This window comes from Neptuniibacter sp. SY11_33 (assembly GCF_047778025.1).
Lineage (GTDB): Bacteria > Pseudomonadota > Gammaproteobacteria > Pseudomonadales > Balneatricaceae > Neptuniibacter.
On sequence record NZ_CP180543.1, the window covers coordinates 1,357,190 to 1,371,625 of the forward strand.

The following is a 14,436-nucleotide window of genomic DNA, read 5'->3' on the forward strand; positions in this document are numbered from 1 at the left end:
TGTGACTGATCAGTTTAAAGGTTACGATCTGATTGGGGATGTCCATGGCTGCGGCCTTAGCTTGGAGCTTTTGTTAAGCAAGTTAGGTTATAGCAAGAAGGATGGGGTTTATTGCCATCCAGAGCGCCAGATGATCTTTTTAGGCGACATCGTCGATCGCGGTCCAAGAATCCGTGAATCCCTACATATCGTTTACGACATGGTGCAATCGGGTGCTGCTCAGATTGTCATGGGGAACCATGAATTTAATTTTCTGAGTTACTGTACAGAAGGGCATGAGGGAAGTGGTCTTAGCTACCTACGTGAGCATAGTCCGCGTCACCACCGTATTCTTGCTGAAACCCTTGAGCAGTTTGCCGATTACCCTGAAGAGCAAGCGATGTTCTTACAGTGGATTCGGGAAATGCCGATTTATCTAGAATTCGAGAATTTCCGTGTTGTGCATGCTTGTTGGCATCAGAAGTTAATTGATCGGTTCGAAGGTGAATACCCAAATCATATTATCGATGATCGTTTTCTGCACCGTTCCTCTAAACGCGGTACCTTTGAATGGGCGCTGACTGACCGCTTGTTGCGCGGGACTCACTTGAGCTTGCCTGATGGTGAGGTAATGGTGAGCAAAGACGGATATCGCAGACGCTTCTTCAGAACTAAATTTTGGTCTGCAGAACCGGAGTGTTATGCAGATGTTGTTTTTCAGCCGGATCCGTTGCCAGAGCATATAGCGCGTTTGAAATTAACTAAACAGGACCATAATGATCTTCTCTATTACGGCCCAGAAGAGAAGATGTTATTTATTGGTCACTATTGGCGCGAAGGGGTTCCTGAGCCTATAACACCTAATATCGCATGTTTAGATTACAGCGCGGTTAAATACGGTAAGTTGGTTGCTTATCGGTTAGATGATGAGAAGACCATTCAGCCTGACAAGTTTGTATGGGTCGATGTAAGAACCGAAATTGCTGATGAGCTGGGTCTCTAATGATTAAGGTGCTTTCGGTACCCTTAGGTGAAGATCTCACAGAGTTTACCCAAATCCTGTGGCGCTACGAGGTGCCGCATAGGGTTGTTGAGCTCGAACATACTCAAGAGGTTTGGGTTGCCGTTGGAGTCGAATCTGCTCAGATAGTGGCTCTCTATGAAAAGTGTCGCCGAGGCGAAAGTCTTGAAGGTTTTGTTTTAGCGATTCCTAGAGCGGTAGGGCAGACTGATCTGTTATCTCAAGTTAAGCAGGCTTGGATGAGCTGTTTGTTGATCGCGAGTAGTGTGTTTCTCACTTTTTTAATTTCTTTTGGCGATAATCTGGAATGGTTTAGGCTTTTTTCGATTATCGATTTAATAGGTGCTGATGGGAATCTGAGCCAGTCTGGCCTCTCCAGCAATCTTGATTCGTTTGAAATCTGGCGTTTTATTACGCCTATTTTTCTTCATTTCAGTGGATTGCATATCGCTTTCAATGTTTTATGGATTTGGATTGTAGGTAGTCGCATAGAGATCTATCAGGGCCGACTAACTTTGTGTCTATTGATTCTTTTTTCCGGTGTTATTTCGAATATTGCTCAGTATTTTGATGCTGGCCCTATGTTTGGTGGTTTATCAGGTGTGGTTTTTGCCTTCCTTGGCTATGCGTGGCTGTGGGATAAAACCCAGTCTGATCATCGAATTGGCTTGCCGCAGAGCATTATGGGCTTCTTAATTTTCTGGTTAGTGCTTGGCTATGCTGGTGTGCTAGAGGCGCTGCAATTAGGTGCTATCGCAAATACTGCTCACTTAGTGGGTTTGTTGGCTGGCTTAGCGTTTATACCGTTTGGAAAGCTTTTGGCTACTAGGAGATAACAAGTGGATCCTGTTTCACTGTCATTAGATCTTAACCATCGTTATCAAGGGCAGTGTGATCGACTTAACCAATTGCCTGGTTGTAATGTCACCGGTCGATATCAATCCACTTCCTTAGGGCCTGTTTGGGTGATGGAGGCTGGGCCCGAAGATGCGCCACCATTAATCGCTTTACATGGCTTGCATACACCAGCACCGTTTAATCTCGAACTGCTCTGGCCTTTGACTAAGCATTTCCGAGTAATCTCGCCTGATATTCCTGGGCAAGCAGGTAAAACTCCAGGTATCGCGCCAGTGCCTTCCAATAGTGCCTATGCCATGTGGCTCGATCAGTTTTTGGATGCTTTGGGGGTTGAACAAGCTCCCATGGTTGGGCTCTCGTTCGGCGGTGCTGTTCTACTTGATTTAGCTGCTTACAAACCTGAACGTATATCTGCAGCGTCTTTGATTGTGCCTGCGGGTTTCTCTAGACCGTTGTGGCGGCCACTGAAAAAACTGATTCTTCCTTTTATCGGCTTTAAAATTCATACCGATCAGCCGCATTTTGATCAGTTGATGAAACCATTGATGGAAGACAACTGGCCTGAATTGGAGCAGTATTATTATTCGACGTTTCAAGCAGGTATACCTATGACGTTGATTCCGCCGGGGCCATTTTCAAAAGCCGAGCTGTCTAGATTTAATTCGCCTGTGCAGATTTTTACTGCCAGTGAAGATATCTATTTCGATCCTGATCAGTTAGCTGAGCAAGCAAGAGCGACTCTGGCTAATCTAAAACAGTTAAAAAGACTCGAAGATCTACATATCCCTTGTGAAGAGAATAGACGTTTGATTCAACAACAAGTGGTCGCATTTATGCTGAATGAAATAGGGATGTGATAAACTTTGTAGATTCCAAATCAGGTGGTGAGACCTGATAAAAAGTAAGAGATTGATGATGACATACGAACAACTAATTCAAGCAATGACCCCTGATATGCATAAATCCCTTAAGCGTGCTGTGGAGTTGGGGAAATGGCCTGATGGACGTAAGTTAACGCCAGAACAACGTGATATCTGTATGCGTGCCGTTGTTGCTTATGACTTAGAGCACAAGCCCGAAGAAGAACGAGTTGGATATATTGATCGTACAAAACAAGACGGTTCTCAGCATGGTAAAGACCCATTGGCTGCCGATACGATTAAAATTCTGACTGACGATAAAAATTAATGCAGATTCTAGCGCAGGGTGCGCTACAAAAGATGCGCACCGAATTAACACCTGAAGGTGTTGTTTATAAATTACCTGTAGGTGATCAGGAAGTGCCAATGAATGAGCTCATTGGTAAAGCTATCTCCTTAGCGTATCAGGGGGCGATTAATTGCACCCACTGTGGGCGTAAAACCAACAAGAGCTTTAACCAAGGCTTTTGTTACCCTTGCTTCAAAAGCCTCCCTCAATGTGATCAATGCATAGTTAAACCTGAGCTTTGCCATTTCCATGAAGGCACTTGTCGTGATGCAGGTTGGGGAGAGCAGTTTTGCTTCCAAGATCATTATGTCTATCTTGCTAACTCATCGGGCGTAAAAGTTGGTATTACCCGTGGTACTCAGATTCCAACACGTTGGATGGACCAAGGTGCTATTCAAGCGTTGCCGATTTTGAGAGTATCAACGCGACTACAGTCGGGTAAGGTTGAGCGTTTGCTTGGTGAGCATGTAGCGGATAAAACTAACTGGCGTAAAATGCTTAAGAATGAAGTTGAACCTCTAACGCTGGCTGAAATTCGTGATCAGCTTTTTGAAAAATGTAGTGAAGGTTTAGCGGAACTCGAACAGACTTTTGGTATCCAAGCTATTCAGCGTTTGCCAGATGCTGAGCAAATAGAGATCAACTACCCTGTGTTGAATTACCCGACAAAAGTAACATCGTTTAATTTTGATAAAACGGCCGAAGTATCTGGCGTTTTGCAGGGGATAAAAGGGCAGTACCTGATCTTAGATACTGGCGTTATCAATATGCGTAAATTCACAGCGTATCAGGTATCTGTATCTGCCTGATGACTGACTAGGTGAAATCATGTCTCAAGAACCCAATGTTATTTACCTTAAAGACTATAAAGTTCCATCCTATCTCATAGAAACCACCGACCTGCGTTTTCAATTGTTTGAGCAGGAAACTCTGGTTACAGCAGAATTAAAAATCAGCCGAAACCCGAAGTGTGAGGATTCAGCTCCGAAGTTAGTGTTATTCGGGCACCCAGAGCTAGAGTTATTGAATCTTTCGATCGATGGTGTTGAACACGTTGATTGTCAGCGTGAAGGTGAAGAGTTATTACTTTCTGAGCTACCAGAAAGCTTTACCTTAAAAACGCTGACAAAAATCCACCCAGAAACGAATACTGCATTAGAAGGTTTGTACAAATCGGACGGTATGTTCTGTACGCAGTGTGAGGCCGAAGGCTTCCGCCGTATCACTTTCTATCCAGATCGTCCCGATGTGATGTCTGTCTTCAGTACGACTATAGAGGCTGAGAAACAGGCTTACCCAGTGTTACTTTCCAATGGTAACTTAGTTGATAAAGGTGAGCTTGATGATGGTCGTCATTGGGTAAAATGGGAAGACCCTTTCAGTAAGCCAGCTTATCTTTTTGCGTTAGTAGCAGGCGATCTCCAGCACATTAAAGATACATTTACGACCTCATCTGGACGTGAAGTTGCACTGCTCATTTATGCTGAGCAGAAAGACCTGAATAAATTAGATTACGCTATGCAGTCCTTGAAAAAGTCGATGGCTTGGGACGAGCAGATTTACGGTCGTGAGTACGATCTAGATATCTATATGATCGTTGCGGTCGACTTCTTCAATATGGGGGCGATGGAGAATAAAGGTTTAAATATCTTTAATACTTCTTGTGTGCTTGCTCATCCTGCTACGACCACTGATATGGGTTTCCAGCGGGTTGAAGGGGTTGTAGCGCATGAATATTTCCATAACTGGTCGGGTAACCGTGTCACGTGTCGTGATTGGTTCCAGCTGAGTTTGAAAGAAGGCTTCACTGTATTCCGTGATGCAGAGTTCTCTGCTGATATGAACTCACGCACAGTGAAACGCGTAGAAGATGTTGGTGTGCTGCGTACGGCTCAGTTTGCTGAAGATGCTGGCCCAATGGCGCATCCAATCAGACCTGCTTCGTTTATTGAAATTTCTAACTTCTACACCCTGACCATTTATGAAAAGGGCGCAGAAGTCGTACGAATGATTCATACCTTATTAGGTTCTGAATTATTCCGTAAAGGCTCCGATCTATATTTTGAACGCCATGATGGCCAAGCGGTTACAACGGAAGAGTTTGTTTCTGCAATGGAAGATGCATCTGGAAAAGATCTATCTCAGTTCCGCAATTGGTACTCTCAAGCCGGTACGCCGGAATTGCATGTTACAGATAGCTTTGATGCATCTACAGGCAATTATCAGCTTCATGTGGAGCAGCGCTGTCCGGCAACACCGGGTCAGGATGAGAAGCTACCATTCCATATCCCATTAGCCCTTGGCTTGCTTGATGAGAATGGTCAGGATCTTATGTTGGCTGACGGTCAAACTACCGAAGTGCTTAATATCACAGAGGCTCAGCAAACCTTTAGCTTTAAGGGCTTAGCGGCGAAGCCAGTACCTTCGCTACTGCGTGGTTTCTCAGCCCCTGTGAAACTGTTCTATCCGTATCAGCGTGATGAGCTGATGTTCCTGATGGCAAATGACAGTGATGGCTTCAGCCGTTGGGACGCGGCACAAAAGCTTGCTGTGGATATCATGCAAGGGCTAATCGCTGACTATCGTAATGATAAAGCGCTGCAGTTAGATGAGCGTTTAGTGTCTGCATATAAGGCTATTCTGGAAACAGAAGGATTAGATAAAGCGATGGTAAGTAAGGTGCTAACGCTGCCTTCTGAAGCTTATCTATCTGAGCTAGCTGATGAGATCGATGTTGATGCTATCTACAATGTGCGTAAGTTTGTACGCCAAACGTTAGCGACAGAGCTAAAGGCTACATTGTTGCAGTGTTATCAGGATAATGACCTTGATCTGCAATATTCGCCAGATTCAGACTCTATTGCTCGTCGAAGCCTGAAAAATCTATGTCTATCTTATCTGACTTCTTTAGATAAGCCAGAGTATCTGGAACTGGCTCAAGCTCAATATGCTAAGTCAGATAACATGACCGATATGCAGGCGGCATTGGTGCAAGTAGCTCACTCTGCAAATGAAACGGCGGCTCAAGATTTATTGGATGACTTCTATGACCGTTGGAAGGATGAGAGCTTAGTGGTGAACATCTGGTTGTCCATCCAAGCCTCTAATCCAAAAGAGAAGGCGATTGATCGAGTTAAAGCATTGATGGAGCATCCTGCATTTGATGCTAAAAACCCGAACAAGTTGCGTTCTCTGATCTCCGTATTTTGTGCTCAGAATCCAGTTAACTTCCATGCGAAAGATGGCTCGGGTTACCAGTTTTTGGCTGATCGAATTATTGAACTGAATGTTCAAAATCCGCAAGTGGCATCAAGAATGGTGACGCCATTGAGTCGTTGGAAAAAATATGACAAAGTGCGTCAAGCGCTTATGCTTAAAGAGCTAGAGCGTATTCGAGACAGTGGAAATCTATCAAAAGATGTCTTCGAAGTAGTGAGTAAAAGCTTGGCATAAAAAAAATTGCAATATACGCCTTTAGCCGGGGGGACGGATGAGTTTACCTCGGCTATACTCGCTTAGGAATAAAGCTAAACATGCGTTATCTTGTTTAGCGCTATAACAAATAATAAAGATACGTTTTACCAAGGAAGCAACATGTCTAAATTACTATCTACTGAAGATAAATTCGACATCCAACAAAATTTCCGTCGCTACATGCGTTTGAAAGATAGTCATGAATCATCTACTGATGCCTACAAAAATGCCAAAGCTAATCGCATTTGGATTGCCGGCATCATTTTAATGTTGTTTGCGCTAGCGTCTGAATTTTTCCTCGGTGCAGCTGCAGGTTTGTTTGGTGTTTATTTTTATAATGTCATCACAAGCTGGTTGGACGCGAATTCGAGCGATGAAAGTTTGGAAGAGCTTGATCGTTGGTTCTCTACTAAGAGCCTTAAGTTTGAAGGACGCATTCTTTACTTCAAACAAGATGATCTATTGGAAAACCCATTAGATCCATTCAGCGAAGCTTGCTATGCAGTTGCAGAATAAAATCTGATCCAGACTGAGTTATAGAGTCGTAGAATGCCGAAAAGTGAGAGCTTTTCGGCATTTTTATTTGTGAGAAATTATTTGTGAGAAAGAGTTGTTAGATCTAAGAGAGAAGCGTGCTTGGATATTTGATCTTGATGGCACCTTAACTCAACCGGTTCATGATTTTGAACTGATTCGTCAGAAACTAGGTATAGATCCTAGTGACGATATCCTTGATTGCATTAAGCGTCAGTCTCCAGAGCGTCAGCGCTGGATGAATGCAGAGCTGGATATACTTGAAAGGGAGTATGCGTCCCAAGCAGCTCCTGCTGAAGGCGTTCTTGATTGCTTAGAAGCACTAGCTGCAGCTGATTGCCAGATGGGTATCCTTACCCGTAACACCCATGAATTAGCATTATTATCTTTAAAGGCGATTGGCGCGGATGCATTCTTCCAAAAAGCACATGTGTTGGGTCGTGAAGACAGTCAGCCCAAGCCATCCCCTGAAGGTATTCATATACTTTTAAAGCAATGGGAATTACCAAGCCATTCTGGCGTAATGGTGGGGGATTTTCATCTTGATCTGTTATCAGGGCGTGCAGCGGGTGTGAGTACCGTGCATGTCGATGTAAAAGATCGCCACTGGCCGGAAGATACAGATATCAGAGTAAAAAACTTGCCTGAACTAACATCTTTACTGACCTTGGCTTAAATTTTATCTGAATCTATCTCTTTGAAGCGAAAGGAAAAGGTTTAGTTTCAAAATTAAGTGCTTTATCCCACCCGGTTTAAACCGAGCTTTGCTTGATCTTTGTCAAAGGCCTTTCTATCTGATTGTCTATATTGGGTTATTGGACCAACCTTTTGAGGTGTAAGTATGACGATATTAGCCGAGCTACATCAGGATCATGTAAATCTTAATAAGCTATTAGTAATCTTGCGTCAGAAAGTGGATCAGCTTAAAGCAGGGCAGCAGCCTAATTTCAGCCTTATGGCTGATCTGATTGACTATATCTCTAATTACGCGGACGGCCACCATCATCCCCGCGAAGATAAAATGTACAAATGTTTGGCTGATCGGAATCCCGAATTAGATAAGCATTTATTCAACTGTGCTAAAGACCATGAAGCTTTAAAAAGCGCCAGCCTTCAATTGAAAGAGGCTGTAGATGGTATTTTGCATGACTCAGTGATGCCGATGGATGAATTTGCCGGCCTGTTAGATGATTTTGTCTCACTGCAAATGGCACATCTTAATTTCGAAGAGGGTCAGTTGTTCCCCATGATTCAAGAAGTAGTGAGCGATAAAGAGCTCGCGATGATTGAAAAGCAGCTTCCGAAGCAAGATGATCCGCTTTTTGGGGAAGTTCAGGCTCGGGAATATACGGAACTTTATAAAGAACTCATGTTGGAAATGAGTGAGGCTTGTTAATCCGTACTAGCTGGACTCAGGGAGGGACTTTGGTTTCTCTCTGATTGCGGAGGTATTAGACGGAATTAGTTAAGTGCTTGGCTTATATCGATTTGAGGCTCTTGAAACTGAGTAAAAGAGACTTGGTCACGACCATTATGTTTAGATTCATAGACCGCTTTATCCGCTGATTGAATCAGTTGATAGGCAATATTATTGAGGCTTTCTTTAGGATAGTTAGCCGGTGTGCAAAGGGATACACCTACAGATGTTGTCATCCTAAATGGCTTTGCATTTTCATCGCGGAAAATTAGACGAGAAAGCTTTTGCCTTAACGTATCTGCAATTTCCATTGCGCGAGCTTTATCGCAATTTGGTAAAAGTATTGAGAATTCTTCTCCGCCATAACGCGCAATGATATCTGTTTTACGTAGTTGTTTACCTAAGAATAAACCTACTGTTCTTAATACTCTGTCACCGGTCTGATGGCCATACGTGTCGTTAACCACTTTAAAGTGGTCTAGATCCATAAATAGGCAGGCTAAAGAGTGATTAGCACGGCTTGCACGCGATAGCTCGCGTACAATTTCCTGATCAAATGAACGACGATTATGCACTTTTGTCAGCATATCGATGCTGCTTAATCGATGCAGGTTCTCTTGGTTAATACAGTTTTCGATACAAACAGAAATTACAGAAGCTAAATGCTGAATATAGTCGTAACGAACATGTTGTGTATATCGACTCGCATCAGCGCTACCTAAATGTAGGCTGCCAATAAGGCAGTTTTGGCGAATCAGCGGCAACAGTGCGCAGGACTCAATCGGGTTATCTGCAACTGGGAAAGCTTCTCTACGAACGGCTTCGCTTGGCGTACCCACAATGAGATTATGATTAGGGTAGAGGGATTTGAGTAAGCGTTGGCTTTGTACAAACCGTAAAGTGTTGCCAGGAGGTGGCGGTACATAATCGTCTAGTAAGGTGCGGGCAGCATGTTCCGGATCGAATAGGATTAGATTTACATTGCTCAGTTTAAAGAGGTCTTTAAACTCAATCAGCATTAAATCTAGTAATTCAGATAAACGAGCGCATGAGAGAAGACGAATCTCCACATCAAAAAAGCTATTCAGGACACTCTCATTGCGCTCAGCCTTGCTTAACATTAAGCGAAGGGTGCGCTTGAGCTCCTGATTTTCCTTTTCTAGCTCGTTTAAACTCATAGTTCGCCTTTAATAGGATCCGTTAAAGGGTTATCGGCACTTAACTTAAACTATAAAGTTTTTTTTAACATTTTTGTTGAGAAATATTAATGACAATTTTATTTAGTTTTTAATAAGTTATGGCTGTTCATATATTGTTCGACTGTTTCTACGACTGCTTGTGTATGGGCATCAATTTCCATATTAACGCTGCTGCCTTCGCCTAAGTCTCCAAAGGTTGTTACAGCTAAGGTTTCTGGGATGAGGTAAACGTTGAAAAGGTTATCCTGTTTTTCACCAATGGTTAGGCTACAGCCGTTAAGTCCGATAAAACCTTTGGCAAATATATAGCGTTGAAATTCTGGGGCCGCTTCAAACCATACAATCCAGTTATTTTCTGGCTTTTCAATTTTGGCTATTTTTACTTGTTGGTGGATATGGCCTGAAAGGAGGTGGCCACCGATTTCATCACCAAATTTAGCAGCGCGCTCAAAGTTAACCTGATCACCTGCAGTTAGGCCGCCTAGATTGGTTAATTTTAGTGTCTCCATAATCAGATCAAAGCTGATTAAGTTGTTTTCAAATGCGACAACGGTAAGGCAGGTGCCGTTTAAAGCTATACTGGCGCCAATTTGCAGATTTTCACAATGCTCTAAAGGAAGTTCTACTTGTAGCCGCATAAAATCGGTTTTAGTTTCAACAGCTTTGATTGTCGCTTTACCTTGAACAATTCCAGTAAACATCGGAGCACTCTTCTAAATTTGCTAATCTAAATACTGCAATGCATCGTAACAACAATAGAGAATTGCTGCAGCGACTAAATGACACATTCGCTGTAATTGTTATAAGCCTCTTATTACAAATAGATGATGGGTTCAATCCTTAAGGAAAAAGGTATGAAAATTTTAGTGACAGGTGGAACAGGTTTTATCGGTAAACATCTTATCGAAGCCCGATTAGAAGAAGGAGACGAGGTGGTATGCTGGAGTCGGAATCCTTCTAAAGTCGCCGAATTGTTTCAAGGAAGAGTTGAAGCGATTCGTGATCTACCTCCACAGGATGAACTGGCTGTAGATGCTGTCGTTAATTTAGCTGGGGAGCCTATTGCTGACGAGAAGTGGAGTGAAGATCGCAAACAGCTTCTGCGTGCGAGTCGTATAGATCTGACTCACGAACTCGTTGGGTGGATAGAAGCACAAACTGTAAAACCGAAGGTTCTCATTAGTGGTTCAGCGATAGGTTATTACGGCTGTCATGACGATGATAAAAAACTTGGCGAAGAAAGCCTGCCAAATAGAGGATTTACCCATACACTTTGTGCAGATTGGGAAGCGGAAGCGTTAAAGGCTGAAGCCTCAGGGGTCAGAGTGTGTCTTATTCGAACAGGGGTAGTACTGGGTGATGGTGGTGCATTAAGTAAGATGTTACTGCCATTTAAACTTGGGCTAGGTGGACCGATTGCCAGTGGCAAACAGTGGATGTCATGGATACATATTGATGACGAGATTGAAATTATCTCTATGTTATTAACCCACGATCAGCTCTCAGGCCCATTTAATTTAACCTCACCTAATGCTGCAACGAATGCAGAGTTTTCTAAAACCTTAGGAAAGACCTTAGGGCGACCAGCGTTTATGCCAATGCCAGGCTTTGTTATCAACCTGATGTTGGGTGAGGGCGCTGAGTTATTGGTGGAAGGTCAGCGAGTTTACCCCGAAAAGCTTGAAGAAATCGGCTATAAGTTTCACTACCCTGAGCTGTCTGGGGCGATGTATTCAGCCGTAAACTTTTAGTGAGTGCTTCTAGCTTTCTCTGCCATCAGGGAATTGCGGTAAATCATCCGCAATTTCGTACCAATCGGCTTTATAGCTGCAATAGATATGACTATCTGGTTTAACGGTAATTTCGCTATCCAGCGTTCCTAAGGTGAACTCAACATGAATGCCACTATCATTGATAGGAGCGAAGGTTAAACTAGAACCGCATTCGGAACAGAACTGTCGTTTAGTGCCATTAGGCGCAGTATACGTTTTAAGTAACTCTTCACCTTGCAGCCACTTAAAGTTCTCTACCTTAGCGACCCCATAAGTACCGAACGCGGCCCCATGGAATTTACGACACATACTGCAATGGCAATGCGCCATCTTCGGTTGTAAGTCAGTGACTTCATATTTGAGACCGCCGCATAAACACTGGCCGGTTAGCTCTTTCGCTCCTGAGGTCTTTTTCATAAAGGTGCTTTAGTCGATTTATTTTTTTAAGTTATCTGAATTATCAGTGCTCTGTTGTTCGGCGAGCTTATTTAACGCCTCTAGAGTTTGGTCTAGCTGGTTTTCAATTTTTTCCAGTTTTTTTTCTAAACCTTCGATACGTTCAATATTACGTTCTTCTTTTTGGGTTAACTCTCTTTCATCCTGTTCAATAAAGAACACGGAGAAACTAGCGGTTAACATGGAGAACATTGCTAATCCCATTAGGATCAGAAGCGAGCCAAATATTCTGCCTTCCGTTGTCGCGGGCACAAGATCGCCATAACCTACGGTGGTAACAGTAACCCAAGCCCACCATAGACCATCCAAAGGTGTCTCAAACGCAGGATCAATACCTGATATAAGTAGCCCAGAAATCACCAAGATAATAAAGCAGATAAAGAGAGTGATACCTAAGTTATGCCGAGATAAGAGATCACGGGTATCTTTGGAAACCCGCAGGAAAATTCCGATGGTGAGAGCGAGCCTAAGGGTACGGATTATCCCTGCATAGAAAGTATCAACACCCCAGATAACCGGTAGACCGCCGAGTACAATGAGAGGGCTCATCCAATTTTGCTTGAGGTATTTGATGCGATCATCGACCAGCCACAGCATCACAAACAACTCTGACATAAACAATAGCCAGATTAGCCAGTCGGAAGCGAAAGATGTGTAAGCGTTTGAGACGCCTTTAGATTGCAAGTACCAGTCGATAAGAATCCATATGGCAGCCAATACCATGGGTCCCTCGAAACGACGCCCCCAGAGCTTAGCGCGTTCATTCTCTTCTGAAGCGACCCCGCCTAGGCCAACCATACGCATTAAAGCGGTATGTCGAGTGTATTCCATTTAGCGCTCCATTTTACCGGGTATGCATTAGCTAGAGGTTATAGTCCAAACGTTGTTGGCCTTCTTTGAGATCTAAGCGCTGTCGAAGCTGTCGAGATCTCACCTTGGATATGGCATCCAAAATGAGGTCCCCTTGCCAATACTCATTTTCTTGGCCATATAGATGTTGCTGTAGATCCATTACCAATAGATTTATGGTTTGGTTATTCGCGTATTCGCACACGGATTCTAGCGACTGTATTTCAGGTGCACCCCAAAAGCTTTGAGCCCACTCAACTAAACGCAATTGAGCAACATTGGGATTGTTTTGGTTGCAGGCGATAGAGAAAGCTTGAAACGTGTTTTTCTCTGTTATCTCAAACGCAACCCGCTTTTGTTCCTCTTCAAAGAACGAATGGTCCGGTTCATCTTCTGATTGCTTTTTAATATTGCGTAGATGGTTAAACGTATAGATAAAGGCCAGAGTCGCAGCAATACTGATCCCTGTTAAAATCCAAATTAATACCGTGATTGAACCAGAGGACTCCTCTTGAGCTGATTGTGAACTGTTAGTAGGAATAACCGCAGGTGTAACTTCAATTTTCCTTTGGGTGATGGAGGCTGTTTGTCCTTTATCGGTATCGGTATTCCACCAAGGAAGGTCGATTGGCGGCAGGAGGATCTCTTTGGTATTACTTGGTGTGATTTCTAGTTCTTCTAAACGCTGACTGATAACACCTTGCTCGGTCATGCGCTCTTCTAAAACGACATTCAGCAGGGTAATCGTGGCATCTGGGTTGTGTAATGATGCCATGGAGGGTAGAGACGAAGAGGGTAAACCTTCAGCTTCTAGTTTAATAATCCTTGTTAGCTTGCCTGATTGACTAACCTGATTAAGCTCATCCAAATTGTCTTCAATGTATATCGATGTTGCAGGTAGCCATAACTTGCGTGTGTTTTGATTAGCGGGTGGTAATACCGAAAGCAATAGAGGTTCACTGTTCAGTTCGATCACCGTGTTGTTGGATAGGGTGGTTGAGAAAAACACAGGGCTAATCTCTACTTCGCCGTCCTGAAGCGGAAACAGTGTGTAGCTTGTTTCGGTGACATTATAATTTTGGCCACGCACAACACTAGTATATTGCTTTTGCTCTTCTAGCGGCTTAATGATCGCATCAGGGGATTCTGGTGCTGTTAAATTTGCATCCAAAGGTAATGGGGCAAGATGGAAAATCTTTGCACGTAAAATCGCCTGGCCATTTACGTAGAGTTCATCTTTATTAAGGCTGGACTCTAGAAAGATCGCTCTGCCAGTGCCTTCAGCTAGTTCAGGATTGTCATTGGCGGGTAGCACTGAGATTGGAAGTTCTTGGCTCGATTGCTGTCCTACAAAGATAGACGGAATAATCTGTTCCCCGTCCCTCCGAGGTTTTAGTTGTAACACCCAACGTGTTTTAGTCGTTACCGATCCTGTGGTGTGGCTGGATACAGTAACCTTACGCGTCCCAACAATATTAAAGTCTTTTTGTAATTGCTTTAGGTTGGGTCGAGTGACATCTTGCTGGTCAGTTTCTAAGGTCAGTGTGATTTTTTGACCTAAATAGAGGGTGCTTGTATCTAAGGAAGAAGAGACCTTTGCTTGAGCTTGAAAAGCAATGAAAGCCAGTAGAAAGAACAAGTGAGAAGAAATAAATCGCAATGGAATCC

General features: G+C 43.4%; 15 protein-coding genes. 10 read left to right on the forward strand and 5 right to left on the reverse strand.

The annotated features are described in order from the left end of the window. The first annotated feature begins 1 nt into the window (after position 1). The 9 genes from ACMXYV_RS06330 (at position 2) to ACMXYV_RS06370 (ending at position 8,471) form a co-directional block, all read left to right on the forward strand. On the forward strand, positions 2–982 hold the full coding sequence (locus tag ACMXYV_RS06330) for a metallophosphoesterase (protein ID WP_415890909.1): 981 nt from the start codon (positions 2–4) through the stop codon (positions 980–982). Next, a complete protein-coding gene (locus ACMXYV_RS06335) occupies positions 982–1,836 on the forward strand; it encodes a rhomboid family intramembrane serine protease (RefSeq protein ID WP_415890910.1) in 855 nt (284 codons plus the stop codon). The genes ACMXYV_RS06330 and ACMXYV_RS06335 overlap by 1 nt, the downstream gene beginning before the upstream one ends. Positions 1,837–1,839: 3 nt before the next feature. Then, positions 1,840–2,715, forward strand: a complete 876-nt coding sequence (locus ACMXYV_RS06340) for an alpha/beta fold hydrolase (protein ID WP_415890911.1) — start codon at positions 1,840–1,842, stop codon at positions 2,713–2,715. Between the two features lie 58 nt (positions 2,716–2,773). After that, positions 2,774–3,046 carry a YeaC family protein gene (locus ACMXYV_RS06345; RefSeq protein ID WP_415884159.1) on the forward strand — a complete coding sequence of 91 codons (273 nt, stop codon included), beginning with the start codon at positions 2,774–2,776 and terminating at the stop codon, positions 3,044–3,046. Beyond that, positions 3,046–3,876 (forward strand): DUF2797 domain-containing protein, encoded by an 831-nt coding sequence (locus tag ACMXYV_RS06350; RefSeq protein ID WP_415890912.1) that lies wholly within the window; start codon positions 3,046–3,048, stop codon positions 3,874–3,876. Before ACMXYV_RS06345 ends, ACMXYV_RS06350 begins: the two co-directional genes overlap by 1 nt. Positions 3,877–3,895: 19 nt before the next feature. Further along, positions 3,896–6,520, forward strand: a complete 2,625-nt coding sequence (gene pepN, locus ACMXYV_RS06355) for an aminopeptidase N (RefSeq protein ID WP_415890913.1) — start codon at positions 3,896–3,898, stop codon at positions 6,518–6,520. Positions 6,521–6,661: 141 nt separating this feature from the next. Next, a complete protein-coding gene (locus ACMXYV_RS06360) occupies positions 6,662–7,057 on the forward strand; it encodes a hypothetical protein (RefSeq protein WP_415890914.1) in 396 nt (131 codons plus the stop codon). 94 nt (positions 7,058–7,151) lie between these two features. Continuing rightward, entirely contained in the window at positions 7,152–7,751 is a 600-nt protein-coding gene (locus ACMXYV_RS06365; protein ID WP_415890915.1) for an HAD family hydrolase, read from the forward strand. Between the two features lie 165 nt (positions 7,752–7,916). Further along, positions 7,917–8,471: a hemerythrin domain-containing protein gene (locus tag ACMXYV_RS06370; protein ID WP_415890916.1), complete on the forward strand. Its 555-nt coding sequence runs from the start codon at positions 7,917–7,919 to the stop codon at positions 8,469–8,471. Between the two features lie 65 nt (positions 8,472–8,536). Here the strand turns inward: ACMXYV_RS06370 and ACMXYV_RS06375 are convergent, their stop codons facing one another. Both ACMXYV_RS06375 and ACMXYV_RS06380 read right to left on the reverse strand, forming a co-directional pair. Next, positions 8,537–9,670: a DUF484 family protein gene (locus ACMXYV_RS06375; RefSeq protein ID WP_415890917.1), complete on the reverse strand. Its 1,134-nt coding sequence runs from the start codon at positions 9,668–9,670 to the stop codon at positions 8,537–8,539. 98 nt (positions 9,671–9,768) lie between these two features. Further along, a complete protein-coding gene (locus ACMXYV_RS06380; RefSeq protein ID WP_415890918.1) occupies positions 9,769–10,392 on the reverse strand; it encodes a riboflavin synthase subunit alpha in 624 nt (207 codons plus the stop codon). A 153-nt stretch (positions 10,393–10,545) separates the two neighbouring features. Here ACMXYV_RS06380 and ACMXYV_RS06385 point away from each other — a divergent pair, with 153 nt between their 5' ends. Beyond that, positions 10,546–11,442: a TIGR01777 family oxidoreductase gene (locus ACMXYV_RS06385; protein WP_415890919.1), complete on the forward strand. Its 897-nt coding sequence runs from the start codon at positions 10,546–10,548 to the stop codon at positions 11,440–11,442. A 9-nt stretch (positions 11,443–11,451) separates the two neighbouring features. On the opposite strand, the gene ACMXYV_RS06390 is transcribed toward ACMXYV_RS06385, so the two are convergent. The 3 genes from ACMXYV_RS06390 to ACMXYV_RS06400 are packed head-to-tail and all read right to left on the reverse strand — an operon-like array spanning position 11,452 to position 14,428. Beyond that, on the reverse strand, positions 11,452–11,880 hold the full coding sequence (locus ACMXYV_RS06390; RefSeq protein WP_415890920.1) for a GFA family protein: 429 nt from the start codon (positions 11,878–11,880) through the stop codon (positions 11,452–11,454). A gap of 18 nt (positions 11,881–11,898) precedes the next feature. Next, complete coding sequence (locus tag ACMXYV_RS06395) at positions 11,899–12,750, reverse strand: ion channel (protein ID WP_415890921.1); 852 nt, start codon at positions 12,748–12,750, stop codon at positions 11,899–11,901. Positions 12,751–12,781: 31 nt separating this feature from the next. Beyond that, positions 12,782–14,428, reverse strand: coding sequence for a BatD family protein (locus tag ACMXYV_RS06400; RefSeq protein ID WP_415890922.1), 1,647 nt, complete (start codon positions 14,426–14,428; stop codon positions 12,782–12,784). Positions 14,429–14,436: the final 8 nt, after the last annotated feature.

Excerpts from the sequence above, each read along its gene's own strand:
- ACMXYV_RS06335 (WP_415890910.1), top strand. The coding sequence starts at position 982 with ATGATTAAGGTGCTTTCGGTACCCTTAGGTGAAGATCTCACAGAGTTT.
- ACMXYV_RS06345 (WP_415884159.1), top strand. The coding sequence starts at position 2,774 with ATGACATACGAACAACTAATTCAAGCAATGACCCCTGATATGCATAAA.
- ACMXYV_RS06350 (WP_415890912.1), top strand. The coding sequence starts at position 3,046 with ATGCAGATTCTAGCGCAGGGTGCGCTACAAAAGATGCGCACCGAATTA.
- pepN (WP_415890913.1), top strand. The coding sequence starts at position 3,896 with ATGTCTCAAGAACCCAATGTTATTTACCTTAAAGACTATAAAGTTCCA.
- ACMXYV_RS06360 (WP_415890914.1), top strand. The coding sequence starts at position 6,662 with ATGTCTAAATTACTATCTACTGAAGATAAATTCGACATCCAACAAAAT.
- ACMXYV_RS06370 (WP_415890916.1), top strand. The coding sequence starts at position 7,917 with ATGACGATATTAGCCGAGCTACATCAGGATCATGTAAATCTTAATAAG.
- ACMXYV_RS06375 (WP_415890917.1), bottom strand. The coding sequence starts at position 9,670 with ATGAGTTTAAACGAGCTAGAAAAGGAAAATCAGGAGCTCAAGCGCACC.
- ACMXYV_RS06380 (WP_415890918.1), bottom strand. The coding sequence starts at position 10,392 with ATGTTTACTGGAATTGTTCAAGGTAAAGCGACAATCAAAGCTGTTGAA.
- ACMXYV_RS06385 (WP_415890919.1), top strand. The coding sequence starts at position 10,546 with ATGAAAATTTTAGTGACAGGTGGAACAGGTTTTATCGGTAAACATCTT.
- ACMXYV_RS06390 (WP_415890920.1), bottom strand. The coding sequence starts at position 11,880 with ATGAAAAAGACCTCAGGAGCGAAAGAGCTAACCGGCCAGTGTTTATGC.
- ACMXYV_RS06395 (WP_415890921.1), bottom strand. The coding sequence starts at position 12,750 with ATGGAATACACTCGACATACCGCTTTAATGCGTATGGTTGGCCTAGGC.